This window comes from Streptomyces sp. NPDC036984, from assembly GCF_055607665.1.
Genome location: NZ_JBVJRL010000013.1, coordinates 231,687 through 246,245, shown reverse-complemented (window position 1 = coordinate 246,245; position 14,559 = coordinate 231,687). Strand labels below are relative to the sequence as shown.

The 14,559-nt window shown below is 72.5% G+C and carries 13 protein-coding genes and 2 pseudogenes; 6 read left to right on the top strand and 9 right to left on the bottom strand.

The window, feature by feature from the left end; genetic code table 11:
- The first annotated feature begins 367 nt into the window (after positions 1-367).
- Positions 368-1,969 carry a TROVE domain-containing protein gene (locus tag ACZ7DL_RS24190; RefSeq protein ID WP_470776929.1) on the top strand — a complete coding sequence of 534 codons (1,602 nt, stop codon included), beginning with the start codon at positions 368-370 and terminating at the stop codon, positions 1,967-1,969.
- Positions 1,970-1,997: 28 nt separating this feature from the next.
- Here ACZ7DL_RS24190 and ACZ7DL_RS24185 read toward each other — a convergent pair whose 3' ends face one another.
- A complete protein-coding gene (locus ACZ7DL_RS24185; RefSeq protein WP_470776905.1) occupies positions 1,998-2,492 on the bottom strand; it encodes a DUF6328 family protein in 495 nt (164 codons plus the stop codon).
- A 52-nt stretch (positions 2,493-2,544) separates the two neighbouring features.
- Entirely contained in the window at positions 2,545-3,528 is a 984-nt protein-coding gene (locus ACZ7DL_RS24180; protein ID WP_470776904.1) for an aldo/keto reductase, read from the bottom strand.
- 141 nt (positions 3,529-3,669) lie between these two features.
- Here ACZ7DL_RS24180 and ACZ7DL_RS24175 point away from each other — a divergent pair.
- Positions 3,670-5,348, top strand: a pseudogene (locus tag ACZ7DL_RS24175) (cholesterol oxidase substrate-binding domain-containing protein).
- Between the two features lie 45 nt (positions 5,349-5,393).
- Here the strand turns inward: ACZ7DL_RS24175 and ACZ7DL_RS24170 are convergent.
- The 3 genes and pseudogenes from ACZ7DL_RS24170 to ACZ7DL_RS24160 form a co-directional block, all read right to left on the bottom strand.
- Positions 5,394-5,999, bottom strand: a complete 606-nt coding sequence (locus ACZ7DL_RS24170) for a TetR/AcrR family transcriptional regulator (protein WP_470776902.1) — start codon at positions 5,997-5,999, stop codon at positions 5,394-5,396.
- Complete coding sequence (locus tag ACZ7DL_RS24165) at positions 5,996-7,480, bottom strand: MFS transporter (protein ID WP_470776901.1); 1,485 nt, start codon at positions 7,478-7,480, stop codon at positions 5,996-5,998. Before ACZ7DL_RS24165 ends, ACZ7DL_RS24170 begins: the two co-directional genes overlap by 4 nt.
- Before the next feature lie 60 nt (positions 7,481-7,540).
- Positions 7,541-7,902, bottom strand: a pseudogene (locus ACZ7DL_RS24160) (hypothetical protein); the annotation flags it as partial.
- A 510-nt stretch (positions 7,903-8,412) separates the two neighbouring features.
- Between ACZ7DL_RS24160 and melC1 the strand changes: the two are divergent.
- Positions 8,413-8,790 (top strand): apotyrosinase chaperone MelC1, encoded by a 378-nt coding sequence (gene melC1, locus ACZ7DL_RS24155; protein WP_470776899.1) that lies wholly within the window; start codon positions 8,413-8,415, stop codon positions 8,788-8,790.
- Positions 8,791-8,825: 35 nt separating this feature from the next.
- The gene (melC2, locus tag ACZ7DL_RS24150; RefSeq protein WP_470776897.1) at positions 8,826-9,647 is read left to right on the top strand and encodes a tyrosinase MelC2; all 822 of its coding nucleotides are present in this window, start codon (positions 8,826-8,828) and stop codon (positions 9,645-9,647) included.
- On the opposite strand, the gene ACZ7DL_RS24145 is transcribed toward melC2, so the two are convergent.
- Both ACZ7DL_RS24145 and ACZ7DL_RS24140 read right to left on the bottom strand, forming a co-directional pair.
- On the bottom strand, positions 9,648-10,346 hold the full coding sequence (locus tag ACZ7DL_RS24145; RefSeq protein WP_470776895.1) for a ribonuclease H family protein: 699 nt from the start codon (positions 10,344-10,346) through the stop codon (positions 9,648-9,650).
- A gap of 34 nt (positions 10,347-10,380) precedes the next feature.
- A complete protein-coding gene (locus tag ACZ7DL_RS24140; RefSeq protein ID WP_470776893.1) occupies positions 10,381-11,175 on the bottom strand; it encodes a VOC family protein in 795 nt (264 codons plus the stop codon).
- Positions 11,176-11,300: 125 nt separating this feature from the next.
- On the opposite strand from ACZ7DL_RS24140, the gene ACZ7DL_RS24135 reads away from it, so the two are divergent.
- A complete protein-coding gene (locus ACZ7DL_RS24135) occupies positions 11,301-12,191 on the top strand; it encodes an aminoglycoside phosphotransferase family protein (protein WP_470776891.1) in 891 nt (296 codons plus the stop codon).
- Between the two features lie 66 nt (positions 12,192-12,257).
- Here the strand turns inward: ACZ7DL_RS24135 and ACZ7DL_RS24130 are convergent, their stop codons facing one another.
- Positions 12,258-12,740: a VOC family protein gene (locus ACZ7DL_RS24130; RefSeq protein ID WP_470776889.1), complete on the bottom strand. Its 483-nt coding sequence runs from the start codon at positions 12,738-12,740 to the stop codon at positions 12,258-12,260.
- Between the two features lie 264 nt (positions 12,741-13,004).
- On the bottom strand, positions 13,005-13,397 hold the full coding sequence (locus ACZ7DL_RS24125) for a helix-turn-helix domain-containing protein (protein ID WP_470776887.1): 393 nt from the start codon (positions 13,395-13,397) through the stop codon (positions 13,005-13,007).
- A gap of 271 nt (positions 13,398-13,668) precedes the next feature.
- Here ACZ7DL_RS24125 and ACZ7DL_RS24120 point away from each other — a divergent pair, with 271 nt between their 5' ends.
- Positions 13,669-14,559, top strand: a complete 891-nt coding sequence (locus tag ACZ7DL_RS24120) for an RNA polymerase sigma factor SigF (RefSeq protein ID WP_470776886.1) — start codon at positions 13,669-13,671, stop codon at positions 14,557-14,559.

Here is a 14,559-nt window from a genome sequence, read left to right as displayed (position 1 = left end):
CATCAGGGACAAGATCAGCAGACACCCAACAGATCCTGCCGACACACGACTCAACTGCCAAGCTCTACAACGAACTTCATTCTGAAACGATCAGTTAGACGCGGCGGAAGACCGAGAACGGACCCGAATCAATTCGCTGGTGTGCGGCCCGGTGGCCCCTGTAGGTTGGCGTCGCGACCGCGCCTCCGATGCGCTCGGCTGCGGCTACTTCCTTCTGACAACCAAGTGACGCCGCCGCCCTCTTGGATCTCGGCAGGTGCGGTCGTCTTCGCCTCGCCAAACCCCTGGCCGGGGCCGTCCCATACGTTGAATCCGGGGGGATTCGCTGCCTCGTCACACCCCACGCGTCTCCAAAATGTGGTCCGTGATGCTCGTGGCCCCGCACGTCTCGGCGGCCGCCCGTTCCCTGACCCCGCAACGGCTCCCTCACGAATCCGCCGGGCCGGACTTCCGCACCTACGAAGGCGGCCCGGCCTTCGTCCGGGAGCCCCGCGAGGAGCTCTTCCTCCTTGCGGTCGGCAACTTCGTCTCCCAGCGGACCTTTTACGAGAGCGGTGAGGAGCGGGACGACCGGTACGCCCGTCTCGTCGGTGAGCTCGCCGTCCAGGACCCCGTGTGGACGGCCGGCCTGCTGCGCTGGCTTCGCGGCGAGGGCAACATGCGCACGGCGTCCCTGGTGGGTGCCGCCGCGTATGTGAGGGCCCGGCTCGAGGCCGGGGCGTCCGAAGGCCCGTCCAACCGCTCCGTGATCGACTCGGTGCTCCAGCGCGCCGACGAGCCCGGCGAACTGCTCGCCCACTGGATCTCGGTGTACGGGCGGAACGTGCCACAACCCGTGAAGCGGGGCATCGCCGACGGCGTACGCCGGCTGTACACGTCCCGGTCCCTGCTCAAGTACGACACCGCGTCCAAGGGCTTCCGCTTCGGCGACGTGCTCAACCTGGTGCACGCCTCCCCCGATCCGGCCAAGCCCTGGCAGGGCGCGCTCTTCCGGTACGCCCTGGACCGCCGCCACCACCCGGAGCAGGCTGTTCCGCCGGCCTCCGACCACCTGCTGACCGCCCACCGCGCGCTGATGGAGTCGGCTGCGGACGAGCGGCGGGCGGTGGTGACCGGGCCGGGCGGCCCCGAGCGGCTGGCCGCGGCGGGCATGACCTGGGAGGCCCTGGCAGGCTGGCTCCACGGACCGATGGACGCCGCCGTCTGGGAAGCCGTGATCCCCACGATGGGGCCGATGGCGCTCCTGCGGAACCTGCGGAACTTCGACGAGGCGGGGATCTCGGACGACGTCGCGGCCCGCGTCGCCGCACGGCTCTCCGACGCCTCCGAGGTCGCCCGGTCCCGGCAGTTCCCCTTCCGCTACCTGGCCGCCCACCAGCACGCGCCGTCGCAGCGCTGGGCAGCCGCGCTGGAACGGGCACTGGGCTACTCCCTGGCCAACGTACCGCCCCTGCCCGGCCGGACTCTGATCCTGGTGGACCGGTCCGACTCCATGTTCTGGGACACCGTCTCCGAACGGTCCAAGCTGACCCGGGCGGACGCGGCGGCCGTGTTCGGCACCGCGCTGGCCATGCGTGCCGAGCAGGCGGATCTGGTGGAGTTCGGCTGGCGCAGCGCAGACGTGTCGTTCGAGCCGGGCGAGCCGGTGCTCGAGGTGCTGAAACGGTTCCACAGTCTCGGAGGCACCCACACCGCGAAGGCGGTGCGGACCCATTACCGGGGACACGACCGGGTCCTCATCGTCACCGACGAACAGGCCGCCCCCTACGGCCCCGGCGGGCCGGCCGAACCGGTCCCGGCCGGCATCCCCGTCTACACGTGGAACCTGGCGGGGTACCGGCCCGCCGGCGGCCCCACGGGCCGCCACCGGCACACCTTCGGCGGCCTCACGGACGCCGCGTTCCGGATGGTCGGCCTCATCGAGGCCGGCCGCGAGGCCGCTTGGCCGTGGACCGCCGAGCCGGCCTGAGGAGGCGGTCCCGGCGGACGAGGCCGGCCTAGTCGTCCGACCGGGAGGAGTACCTGTGGCGGGCCCACAGGGGCAGGCCGTACCAGCCCAGGAGGTACCAGGCGACGACGGCCGCCACCAGGTACGGCACATAGCCGTCGTGTGTGGCCACCCGGAGGATCAGCAGCAGGGACGACGCCATCGTGACGAGCAGCAGTGCCAGGCCGACCAGGGTCATCCGGGAGGCCAGCCGTACCGCCTGGGGTTTGACCCGGCGGCCGGAGACCAGGCGGTGCAGGGACACCGGGCCGATGAGGGCGCCTGTCGCGCAGGCGCCCAGCACCACGGTCACGATGTAGATCATCTGGTCGGCGAAGGCCAAGCGGTCGTACTTCGGCTGGAAGACCACTGTCAGCAGGAAGCCGAACAGGATCTGTACGCCCGTCTGGGCCACGCGGACCTCCTGGATGAGTTCGCCCCACATCCGGTCGGCCCGCTCCTCCTCGGTCTCATTGCGCCCCCTGCGCCGTCCGTCCTGCGTCATGCGGTGCGTGTAACCGCCGGGCCGTTCGTTCAAACGGTCCGAGGTCCCGCGCCTACCAGCGGTGCTCGACCTGGTCCTTGATCCGCCGGTCGTACAGCTCCCGGATCGCGGTGAACGTCTCCTGCGGCAGCGGCGGCAGCTTGGCCGCCGCGGCGTTGGCGCGGGCCTGCTCCGGGTTGCGGGCGCCGGGGATGACCGTGGTCACCCCGTCCTGCTCGATGATCCAGCGCAGCGCCAGCTGGGCCGGGGTGTACCCCTCGGGGGCGAGCGCGGCGAACTCGGCGGCGGCCTCGACGCCCGTGGCGTAGTCGACGCCGGAGAAGGTCTCGCCCTGGTCGAAGGCCTCGCCGTGCCGGTTGAAGGTGCGGTGGTCGTTGGCCGCGAACACCGTGTCCTCGGTGTACTTGCCGGACAGCAGCCCGGAGGCGAGCGGCACGCGCGCGATGATGCCGACGCCGGCCTCGCGGGCGGCGGGCAGCACCTCGTACAGGGGCTTCATGCGGAACGGGTTGAGGATGATCTGCACGCTCGCCACGTTCGGCCGGGCGATCGCGGTGAGCGCCTGCGCGCAGGTCTCCACGCTCACCCCGTACGCGGCGATGCGCTCCTCCTCGACCAGGGTGTCCAGGGCATCGAACACCGCGTCCGAGGAGTAGACCGGGGTGGGCGGGCAGTGCAGCTGCACCAGGTCGATCCGGTCGACGCCGAGGTTGCGGCGCGAGCGGTCGTTCCAGGCGCGGAAGTTGTCCAGGACGTAGTTCCCGGGGGTCTGCTCGGCCCGGCGGCCCATCTTGGTGGCCACGAACACGTGCAGGTCGGGACGGCCGCGCAGGAACGAGGCGATGGTCTCCTCGCTGCGCCCGTCGCCGTACACGTCGGCCGTGTCGAAGAAGGTGACCCCGGCCTCGGCCGCCGTCTCCAGGACGGACAGGGCCTCCTTGTCGTCCACGTCGCCCCAGTCGGCGCCCAGCTGCCATGTGCCGAGACCGACCACCGATGCCCACTGACCCGACCTGCCGATTACGCGCTCGTCCATGGCGCCAGTCTGTCACCCGGTACCGTGTCCGGCGGAACGGCCCGCTCCGCCCGCGTGGTTCACTCGGACGGGTGGCACGCGGCGGCGGACTGCGGGCGCGGCCCGGGCGGCCCTTAGCGTGACCGGGTGGAAGATCGTTCAGTGAACCGCCGTGCCCTGCTGCGGACCGCCGCCGCGCTGGCCGCCACCCCGCTGCCCGTCCCGGCCGATCCGGCGGTGGCCGCGGCCGCGCTCCCCGGCTTTCCGGACCGGGTGAGGCTCTACCGCACGGCCTACCGCAACTGGGTGGGCGAGATCACCGCCCACGGACTGTGGGCCTGCGCCCCGGCCGGCCCGGAGCAGCTGCTCGCCGTCGTCAACTGGGCCTGGCGCAACGGCTGGCGGGTGCGCGCCCGGGGCTGCTCGCACGGCTGGTCGCCGCTCACGATCACCGCCGGGACGACCGCCTCCGCCCGGGTCCTGCTGGTCGACACCACGGCCCATCCGACCGGCCTGGCGCTGGAGTCCGCCACGGCCGTCCGGGCCGGCGCCGGGGTCCCCCTGGAGGCCCTGCTCACCTTTCTGGAAGGGCACGGGCTCGGGCTCACCGCCACTCCCGCGCCCGGTGATCTGAGCCTGGGCGGCGCCCTGGCCATCGACGCGCACGGCACCGCCGTACCGGCCGACGGTGAACGCCCGCCGCCCGGCAGCACGTACGGCTCGCTGAGCAACCGGGTGCTGGAGCTGACGGCGGTGGTGTGGGACGCGGACCGCGGGGCCTATGTGCTGCGCACCTTTCGCCGGGACGAGGCGGACTGTGCCGCGCTGCTGACCCATCTCGGCCGGGCCTTCGTCACCGAGGCTGTCCTGCGGGTGGGCCCGGACAGCAGCCTGCGCTGCGTCAGCCGCACCGACGTCCCGGCCCGTGAGCTGTTCGCGGCCCCCGGCTCGGGCGGGCGCACCCTGGAGAGCTTCCTGCGGCGCTCTGGCCGGGTGGAGGCGATCTGGTTCGCCTTCACCGAGTTCCCGTGGCTGAAGGAGTGGAGCGTGGCTCCGGTCCGGCCGCCCGGCTCCCGGCACGTCACCTCGCCGTACAACTACCCCTTCTCCGACAGCGTCCCGGAGCCGGTCGCCGACCTGGTGGGGCGGCTCGTCGCCGGCGCGGCCTGGTCCCTGGCGCCACTGCTCGGCGCGGCCCAGCTCCAGGTGGCCTCGCTCGGGCTCGCCGCGACGGGGTCGGCCGACCTGTGGGGGCCGTCGAAGAACACACTGCTGTACCTGCGGCCGACCACCCTGCGGGTGACGGCCAACGGGTACGCGGTGCTCACCCCGCGGGCCGGGGTGCAGCGGGTGGTGCACGAGTTCACCCGGTTCTACCAAAAGCGGCTCGCCGCCTACGCGGCACGCGGCCGCTTCCCGGTCAACGGCTCGGTGGAGATCCGGGTGACGGGTCTGGACGACCCGGCCGACACCGGTGTGCCGGGCGCGCGGGCCCCGCTGCTGTCCGCGCTGCGGCCGAGCGCGGCCCGCCCCGAGTGGGACACCGCGGTCTGGCTGGACGTGCTGACCCTGCCGGGCACCCCGTATGCCGAGGCGTTCCTGAGCGAGCTGGAGGACTTCCTGCTCGGGAGCCACGACGGCGGTCAGACCCTGGCGCGCGTGGAGTGGTCCAAGGGCTGGGCGTACACCGCCGACGCGGCCTGGAGCGACCCGCGGGTGCTCGGCACGGCCGTGCCCGGCTCGTTCGGCCCCGGGTGTGGGCGGAGGCGGTCGCGGCCCTGGACCGGCTGGACCCGCACCGGGTGTTCGGGAACGCCTTCCTGGACCGGCTGCTGCGCTGACCCGCGTCCGTCGTGCGGATCAGGGCCGGCCGGCCGGTCCCGGCGTCATCCGGTGCCTCGGCCGCCTGGTGTCAACTGCGCCTGTACGGCGGGCCCGTAGCGGTCGGCGACGGTGTCGGGGTCGGTCGCGCGCAGGTGCGGTCCGCGGGCGATGCCGTACATCACGCCGAGGCCGACGAGAGTGGCGACGGCGAGTTCGGCGCGCAGGCCCGCGTCGGGGCCGGGAAGCCGGGCGGCGAGGCGCTCGGTCACCTGGGCGCGGAAGTTGGCGCGCAGGACGTCGCCGTGGTCGCCGTGCAGCGGGGCGAAGGCGATGCGCAGCAGCGGGTCGGCGCCCCGCTCGCGCTGGCTGGACAGGACGTGCCGGACCATGTGCCGGCCGAGGTCGTCCAGCGGGGCGTCCAGCAGGTCGTCGGCGTCGGTGTCGAAGGACATCACGCGGGCGAACAGGGCGTCCTTGTTGCCGAAGTACTTCATGATCAACGGCGGGCTGACACCGGCCCGTTCGGCGATGTCCTTGAGGGTGATGTCGGCGTGCGGGTGCCGGGCCAGGAGCCGGCGGGCGGCCTTGAGGATGGCGGCCTTGGTGGCCTCGGCGTCCCGGCGCGCGGGGGTGGGCACCCGGCCGGGGGGTGTGGTCATGGTCCTCATGCTCCCTCCATCGCCCCGTCGCGAGCACCCAGGGCGCCGCCCTGGGCGCGCCGGGTGCCGCCGGCGGGGCCGTCGCCGGGGATGGACAGGGCCGCCGCGCAGCCCGCGAGCGCGACGGCGCCGGCCAGGGCGAAGGCCAGCTGGTAGCCGTGCAGGGTGGGCACGGGGACCCCGTCGACGGGGCTGCTGTGGTGGACGAGGACGGCGGCGACGGCCGCGCTGGAGACGGCCTGGCCGACGGTGCGCATGAGGACGTTGACGCCATTGGCGGAGGCGGTCTGGGCGGCCGGTACGGCGCGCAGGATCAGGGTGGGCAGGGCGGAGTAGGCGAGCGTGGTGCCGGTCGCCACCACGGTGGCCCCCAGGATGACCATCCACAGGTCGCGGCTGTCGGCGATGCGGAGCGCGTACCCGCACGCGATGACCGCGGCGCCGAGCGCGAGCGTGATGCGCGGGCCGCGCGCGGCCGAGATACGGGCCGACAGCGGGGAGAACAGCAGCATGGTGACCCCGCCGGGCAGCAGGCACAGTCCGGTGGCGACGATGGACAGGCCGAGGCCGTACCCGGTGGCCTTCGGCGCCTGTACCAGCTGGGCGGTGACCAGGGAGTTGGCGTAGAAGGCGAATCCCGTCAGCAGGGCCGCCACGTGGGACAGGCCCACCCGCGGCCGGGACACCAGCCGCAGGTCGACCAGCGGCCGCACGGTGCGCAGCTGCTGCCGGCACCACAGGGCGAGGACGACGACGGCCGCGAGGAACAGGCCGAGCACCCGGGTGCTCCCCCAGCCCCAGGTGCCGCCCTGGGAGACGCCGAGCAGCAGGCAGACCAGCCCGGCGGCGAGGCCGAGGGCGCCGAGGACGTCGAACCGCCCGGGCTCGCGCAGCGGCGACTCCCTCACCGCCCACCAGGTCACCGCCACGCCCAGCGCGCCCAGGGCGCTGGTCAGCCAGAACATGGTGTGCCAGTCGGCGTACTGCACGACCAGCGCGGCGAGCGGCAGGCCGAGCGCGGCGCCGATGCCGACCGTGGAGCTCATCAGCGCCACCGCGGAGCCCCGGCGCTCCGGCGGGAGTTCGTCCCGCAGGATGCTGATGGAGAGCGGGACGACGGAGGCGGCGGCGCCCTGGAGGGCGCGGGCGGCGATGAGTACGCCGATGTCGGAGGACAGGGCGCACATGACCGAGCCGACGGTCATCAGGGCGAGCGCGGCGGTGAGCACCCGGCGCTTGCCGTACATGTCGCCGGCGCGGCCGAGGACGGGGGTGAGGACGGCGCCGGAGAGCAGGGTCGCGGTGACGGTCCAGGAGACGGTGGCGGCCGAGGAGCCGGTGAGCCGGGGCAGGTCGGGCAGCAGCGGGACGACCACGGTCTGCATGACCGCCATGAGGATGCCGCCCGAGGCCAGCACCGGAACGGTGAGCCGGTCGCGCAGCCGGGGCTGATCGGCCGTGGGCTGGGATATCGGTCCGGGCTCTGCCATCGGCGCTCCTTGGACGACTGCGAGGTGAATAGTCATTCACCCTATCGAGTGAATGACTATTCACCAACTTCTCGGGGGCCGAATGGACCGGTGTCCCGGAACGCGGGTCTTCGGTGCGGCCGAGCGCGGAGGCGGCCGGGCCCGGCGGGGTGGAGTCGGCCAGCCGCGGCGGGCCGTGGAGCGGGCGTGCAGGGCGCGGGCCGCGCGGGGGCCGAGCCGGCGCTTGAGCCGGCGCGGCACCTCCAGCCGCCCGGCCACCTTGTCCAGGCCGCAGTAGAGCTGCGGCGGGACATACGGCAGCAGCGGCGAGTGCGCTGGCCGAGCAGAGCGAACATCCGGTGCGGGGGCAGCTCGATGCAACGGGGCAGGTTCTCGTACCACTGGGCGCCCCAGCGGGCGGCACTCCGCACGGAGAGCAGCTCGACCTGGTCGGCCCGGCCCAGGCCGAGCCCGGTGAAGGTCTCCGGGGAGCACTCGACGACGCGGATGCCGTGGTCGCCGCTGTAACCGTAGCCGTTCGACGGGTCCTGCCGCTTGAGCAGGATGGCGAGGTACAGGCCTGCGGGCCCGCCTCCGACACAGACGACCTTTACGCGCACACCCCTGACAGTCACCGGACATGGTCGATCGGAAACGGCAGGCAGCAGGGGTGGCGGCCCTCTCTATCGCGTCAGTTTGGCGCGGTGAGCCGCGCCACTCGGACGGGCGGCAGCCGGAAAGGATCATCGGAAACCCGGCCGCCCCGGCAAGGAATTCCCCGTTCCGGGGCGGATCGACCCACCACCACAGCAAGATCATCTTTGTTCAACTCTGCATGACATGTGGGTAATTGTCCGGATCGTAGCCAACCCGTTCCGGGCGATTTCTTCCGCTCCGGAACGTCCCGATAGGCATGCGTCGTCACCACCGAACCACTCTTCCGGAGGACCCGCATGCCCGACATCACCCGGCGCCGCGCGCTCACGGCGGCAGCCGCCGTCGCCGCGACGGCCTCGGCCGCCATGCTCGTCGCACCCGCCGCGTCGGCCGCCGGCCACCACACGCCCACCGCGCCCGACACCTTCGACGAGGTCTACAAGGGCCGCCGGATACAGGGCCGTGCGGCGAGCGGCGGCGGACACCACCACGAACACGGCGGCGGCTACGAGGTGTTCATCGACGGCGTGCAGCTGCACGTGATGCGCAACGCCGACGGCACCTGGATCAGCGTCGTCAGCCACTACGACCCGGTGCCCACCCCGCGGGCCGCCGCCCGCGCCGCGGTGGACGAGCTCCAGGGCGCACCCCTGCTGCCGTTCCCCGCCAACTGACCGCCCTCGCAAGGACTTCCGGAGCACCCCGCACCATGACCGTACGCAAGAACCAGGCCACCCTGACCGCCGACGAGAAGAAGCGTTTCGTCGCCGCCGTCATCGAACTCAAGCGCAGCGGGCGCTACGACGACTTCGTCCGCACGCACAACGAGTTCATCATGGCGGACACCGACGGCGGCGAGCGGACCGGCCACCGCTCCCCGTCCTTCCTCCCCTGGCACCGCAGATTCCTGCTCGACTTCGAACAGGCGCTCCAGTCCGTGGACTCCTCGGTCGCCCTGCCCTACTGGGACTGGAGCACCGACCGCACGGTGCGTGCCTCGCTGTGGGCGCCGGACTTCCTCGGCGGCACCGGGCGCAGCACCGACGGGCGGGTGATGGACGGGCCGTTCGCCGCGTCCACCGGCAACTGGCCGATCAACGTGCGCGTGGACGGCCGTACGTTCCTGCGCCGCTCGCTCGGCACGAGCGTGCGCGAGCTGCCGACGCGCGCCGAGGTGGAGTCGGTGCTCTCGATGGCGACGTACGACATGGCGCCCTACAACAGCGCCTCGGACGGCTTCCGCAACCACCTGGAGGGCTGGCGCGGGGTCAACCTGCACAACCGGGTGCACGTCTGGGTCGGCGGGCAGATGGCCACCGGCGTCTCCCCCAACGATCCGGTGTTCTGGCTGCACCACGCCTACATCGACAAGCTGTGGGCGGAGTGGCAGCGGCGGCACCCGGGCGTCGGCTATGTGCCGACGGGCGGCACGCCGGACGTGGTGGACCTCAACGACACGATGAAGCCGTGGAACAACGTGCGCCCGGCGGACCTGCTGGACCACACCGCGCACTACACGTTCGACGTCTGATCAGGCCTCGGCGGTACGGCACTCCGGGTGGCCCCAGCCCTGCGTGTTCTTGGCGATCTTCTCGCCGGCCGCGTAGGAACGGCCGCACAGGCAGCGGCCGGGGAACTTCGCCTTGATGGTGCGGGAGGACGCGCCGTCGCCGGTGCGGCGGGGCGCCTTCCGGCGCGGCGCCCCGGCCGCCGCCGGGGTGTCGGGCGACGGCGGGGGTTCCGGCGAGCCGAGCGCGCTGCCGGCCGCCTCCTGCCCGGAGGCCGCCTGGCTGGCCGCGCGGTCGGCGAAGTCGTTCAGCGGGTCACCGTCGACCTGGTGGGCGGGCACGTAGCGGAACTCCACGGACCGGCCGTCGAGCAGCTCGTCGATGCGGACCACCAGGTCCTGGTTGGCGACGGGCTTGCCGGCGGCGGTCTTCCAGCCGTTGCGCTTCCAGCCGGGCAGCCAGGTGGTGACGGCCTTCATGGCGTACTGGGAGTCCATCCGGATCTCCAGCGGAACGTCCGGGTCGACGGCCGTGAGCAGCCGCTCCAGGGCCGTCAGTTCGGCGACGTTGTTGGTGGCCCGGCCGAGCGGGCCCGCCGCCCAGCGGGCGGGGGTCCGCTCGTCGTCGTCCGAGACCACCCACGCCCATCCGGCCGGTCCGGGGTTTCCCTTCGAAGCCCCGTCGCACGCGGCCACCACACGTTCACGCATACGCTCGATCATGCCATGGCCGTGCGGGGCGCTGTTCCGGGACCGGTCAGACGTCCTTGATCTTCGGCATCTCGCCCTCGGTGGTGGTGATGTCGATCACCGAGAAGTTCGCGCCCTGCGGGTCGCTGAGCGCCGCGAACCGGCCGAAGGGGCTGCTCATCGGCCCGAAGCGGAGGATCCCGCCGAGCTTGACGGCCCGGGTGACGGCCGCGTCGCAGTCGTCCACGGTGAAGTAGACGTTGATGTAGGACGGCACCTCGGGCGGGAAGTCGTCGGTCATCCGCATCCGGCCGAGGACGGTGTCCTCGCCGACGTCGAACATCCGGAAGTCCACCGCGTCGTCCTCGATCTCCTTCATGCGGTACGGGAAGACCCCGGAGAGGAAGGCGTCCGCCTGGTCCGGCTCGCGGGTGAAGACCTCGGCCCAGCAGTAGGCGCCGGGCGTGGCCGTCGCCTCGAAGCCCTCGTGCGTGCCCGCCTGCCACACCCCGAACACGGCCCCGCTGGGCTCCCGGGCCAGGCACATGGTGCCGAAATCACCGACCTGCATCGGCTCCATCAGCACCTCGCCGCCGTTCTCCCGGATCTTCTCCGCGGTGGCCGCGGCGTCGGGCGACGCGAGGTACAGGCACCACTGCGACTGGCCCTCCTGGCCGGGCATCGGCGGGACGACGGCCGCGACGGCCTTGCCCTCCACGTAGGCCTGCGTGTAGTTGCCGTACTCCGACGACGACTCGCCGAAGGTCCAGCCGAGGACGTCGCCGTAGAACCTCTTCGCTCCCTCGACGTCGCTGAACATCGCATCGGCCCAACAGGGCGTTCCTTCGGGTTGCACGGCCATGCTGGCGGCCCTCCTGGTGTTGTGTGTCCCGTTTGTCACGCTAGCCATCCGCCGTCCGGGCCGCGCGCCGAGCCGGACGGGAAATCGGTCGACACCGGGGCCCGCGGCCCGCTGGGATGGCCCCGATGGATACGGTGAAGATGCGTGAGGGCGAGGTCGGCATCGACCCGGCCCTGGTCGGCCGGCTGATCGCCCGGCAGTTTCCCGCGTGGGCGGCACGGCCCGTGCGGCTCCTGAGCTCCTCCGGCACGGAGAACGCCATGTTCCGGCTGGGTACCGACCTGGTGGTACGGCTGCCCCGGCACCCCGGTGCCGTGGCCGACGTGACCCACGAGCAGCGCTGGCTGCCCCGCCTCGGCCCACGGCTGCCGGTCGCCACGCCCGAGCCGGCCGGGCTGGGCGCGCCGGACGAGGGCTTTCCGTGGCCCTGGTCGGTGTACCGCTGGCTGGACGGGCACAACCCGGCCGCCGGTGCCGTCGCGGAGCCGGAGCGCCTCGCCGAGGAGCTCGGGGCGTTCGTGGCGGCGCTGCGCCGGATCGACCCGCGGGACGGGCCGTCCGCCCACCGGGGCGTGCCGCTCGCCACCCGGGACGCGCCGACCCGCGCGGCGCTCGCGCAGCTCACCGGCCGGATCGACACGGCGGCCGTGACGGCCCTGTGGGAGCAGGCACTCCGGGCCTCGGCGCACTCCGGGCCGCCGGCCTGGGCGCACGCGGACCTGTCCCCGGGGAACGTGCTGGTCGACGGCGGGCGGCTGAGCGCGGTCATCGACTTCGGCTGTGCGGGGGTCGGCGACCCGGCCGTGGACCTGATCGTGGCCTGGAACCTGCTGCCCGCGAGCGCCCGGGACACCTTCCGCAAGGCCGTCGGCGCCGGGGACGCGGAGTGGGCGCGCGGGCGAGGCTGGGCGCTGTCGATCTCGCTGATCCAGCTGCCGTACTACTGGCACACCAACCCGGCCCTCGCCGAGAACTCCCGGCACGTGATCGCCGAGATCCTCGCCGAGGCCGGGTGACGGCGGCGCGGGCCGCTCGGTCGTCGAGAACGGGAGGCGAGTGCCGGCGGCCGGCCGTGCGTCCCGCTACGCGCCGGCGTACGCCCGCTCCAGCGCGTCGGCGTCCAGCTTTCCCATGCCCATCATGACGTGGGTGGCGCGCGCGGCCTTCTCCGGGTCGGGGTCGGCGATCATGTCGATCAGCGGAGCGTAGACGACCTGCCAGGATACGCCGTACCTGTCCTTGAGCCAGCCGCAGGAGCCGCCCTCGCCGCCGTTCTCGGTGAGCTTCGTCCAGTAGTAGTCGATCTCCTGCTGGTGGGCGCAGAAGATCTGGAAGGAGACCGCCTCGTTGAAAGTGAACTGCGGCCCGCCGTTGAGCGCGACGAACTTCTGGCCGTTGGCCGTGAACTCCACGGTCATCACGGAACCCGTCGGACCGGGCGCGGTCTCGGGGTAGCGGACGGTGCGGCCGACGCCGGAGTTCTTGAAGACCGACACGTAGAAGTGCGCGGCCTCCTCGGCCTGGCCGTCGAACCAGAGACACGTGGTGAAACCGTCGGTGGACATGAGGACCTCCTGGGGCGTGGAACGCGGTCATCTGTATCGACCGCCGCGCGCGCCGAAACTCATCGGGCGGGCCGCCGGATCATCCGAACGGGTGAGGGGGCGCCCGCCCGGCATCCGGATCATTGGACGGAATTCGGCCGGGGCGGGCAGTTCGCGGCCACGGAGGAGCCGGATCTGAGGAGCCGGATCTGCTGGTCGGGGACGTCCGGGCGTTCTCCCGGCAGCTGCGGCGTGGCTGACCGGCCGGCGGTAGCCGTACGGGGATCAGGCGGCCAGGCAGAGCCCCTGGTACGGCCGGTGCGGCGCGGCGGCGGGCCGGCGCAGCTCGGCCGTGCGCCGGGTCAGCTCGCCGTGCACCAGCGACAGAAGATCGCCGAGGCCCAGGCCGAGCGCGTGGGCGGCGGCGGCGAGGACCTCGGAGGAGGGCTCCTTGCGGCCCCGCTCGATCTCCGACAGGTAGGGCAGCGAGATCCGGGCCGCGCCGGCCACGTCCTTGAGGGTGCGCTGCTGCTCCTGGCGCTCGCGGCGCAGCACCTCACCGACCAGATCGCGCCACAGGGGTTCCCTGGGGGCAGGCTCCGGTTCCGGTGCGGCCGGGCGTGCGGGCGCCGGTCGCAGGGGGATCACTCGGGCTTCGTCGCTCACCGGGTTGGTCATCCCGTCAGCCTAGGAGCGGTGCGGCCCGGGACAAGGTGGGCGCGTTGCGCCCTGAGGGAAATCCCCGGGCCGGCCGGCCCCGGAGCGGTCGTTTCGCGCCACTGTGGGCCGACGGGTGCATGCGAAACGTCACCGGGGGTACCCGCCCGGTGAGTTCCTCCGCAGGACGCATAAACCGCCGGTTACCGGGTACCCGACGGCACGCCACCTGCACCAAGCACGCAGAGGCCGCCGCAGAACACGTCGAACCGTGACTTTCGTGGGAGAGGTAATGAACACCGCCGCCGGGATCCGGTCGCAGGCAGAGGTCGTCGAGCAGACCGAGCAGGACAGGACGGGCGAGGGATCACTGCCTGGAATCGAGGACCCGACGTCCGTCGCCCCGCGTGACGCACGCGAGCTTTCCCGCCAGTTCTTCCGCCGACTGGCCGAGCTGGAGGAGGGCACGCACGAGTACCAGTACGCGCGCAACACCCTCATCGAGATGAACATGTCGCTGGTGCGGTTCGCGGCCGGACGGTTCCGAGGGCGCGGCGACGACATGGAGGACATCGTCCAGACCGGCATGATCGGCCTGATCAAGGCCATCGACCGGTTCGAACTGGCGCGCGAGGTCGAGTTCACCTCCTTCGCTCTGCCGTACATCGTCGGGGAGATCAAGCGGTTCTTCCGGGACACCACCTGGGCCGTCCATGTGCCGCGCCGGCTCCAGGAGCTGCGGGTCGAACTGGCCAAGGCGCGCGAGGAGCTGTCCAGCCGGCTGGACCGGGACCCGACGGTCGCCGAACTGGCCACGCTCATGAACATCTCCGAGACCGAGGTGGTCGAGGCCCAGCTCGCCTCCAACGGCTACAACTCCGCCTCCCTGGACGCCGCACTCACCGGTGACGGCCCCGAGGACGGCGAGGCCGTGCTCGCCGACTTCATCGGCGTGGAGGAGGAGGGGCTTCGGCTCGTCGAGGACTTCCACGCACTCGCCCCGTTGATGGCGGAGCTCAGCGACCGCGACCGGCAGATCATCCACCTGAGGTTTGTGGAGGAGGCCACCCAGGCGGAGATCGGCGAGCGGCTCGGCTGCTCCCAGATGCACGTCTCCCGGCTGATCAAGCGGATCATCGCCCGGCTGCGCGAGGGGATGCTCGGCGAGCTCGACCGCGTGTGA

Coding starts and splice junctions, on each gene's coding strand:
- melC1 (WP_470776899.1), top strand. CDS start 8,413: ATGCCCGACATCACCCGGCGCCGCGCGCTCACGGCGGCAGCCGCCGTC.
- ACZ7DL_RS24170 (WP_470776902.1), bottom strand. CDS start 5,999: ATGAGGACCATGACCACACCCCCCGGCCGGGTGCCCACCCCCGCGCGC.
- melC2 (WP_470776897.1), top strand. CDS start 8,826: ATGACCGTACGCAAGAACCAGGCCACCCTGACCGCCGACGAGAAGAAG.
- ACZ7DL_RS24125 (WP_470776887.1), bottom strand. CDS start 13,397: ATGACCAACCCGGTGAGCGACGAAGCCCGAGTGATCCCCCTGCGACCG.
- ACZ7DL_RS24185 (WP_470776905.1), bottom strand. CDS start 2,492: ATGACGCAGGACGGACGGCGCAGGGGGCGCAATGAGACCGAGGAGGAG.
- ACZ7DL_RS24145 (WP_470776895.1), bottom strand. CDS start 10,346: ATGATCGAGCGTATGCGTGAACGTGTGGTGGCCGCGTGCGACGGGGCT.
- ACZ7DL_RS24130 (WP_470776889.1), bottom strand. CDS start 12,740: ATGTCCACCGACGGTTTCACCACGTGTCTCTGGTTCGACGGCCAGGCC.
- ACZ7DL_RS24165 (WP_470776901.1), bottom strand. CDS start 7,480: ATGGCAGAGCCCGGACCGATATCCCAGCCCACGGCCGATCAGCCCCGG.
- ACZ7DL_RS24140 (WP_470776893.1), bottom strand. CDS start 11,175: ATGGCCGTGCAACCCGAAGGAACGCCCTGTTGGGCCGATGCGATGTTC.
- ACZ7DL_RS24120 (WP_470776886.1), top strand. CDS start 13,669: ATGAACACCGCCGCCGGGATCCGGTCGCAGGCAGAGGTCGTCGAGCAG.
- ACZ7DL_RS24180 (WP_470776904.1), bottom strand. CDS start 3,528: ATGGACGAGCGCGTAATCGGCAGGTCGGGTCAGTGGGCATCGGTGGTC.
- ACZ7DL_RS24190 (WP_470776929.1), top strand. CDS start 368: ATGCTCGTGGCCCCGCACGTCTCGGCGGCCGCCCGTTCCCTGACCCCG.
- ACZ7DL_RS24135 (WP_470776891.1), top strand. CDS start 11,301: ATGGATACGGTGAAGATGCGTGAGGGCGAGGTCGGCATCGACCCGGCC.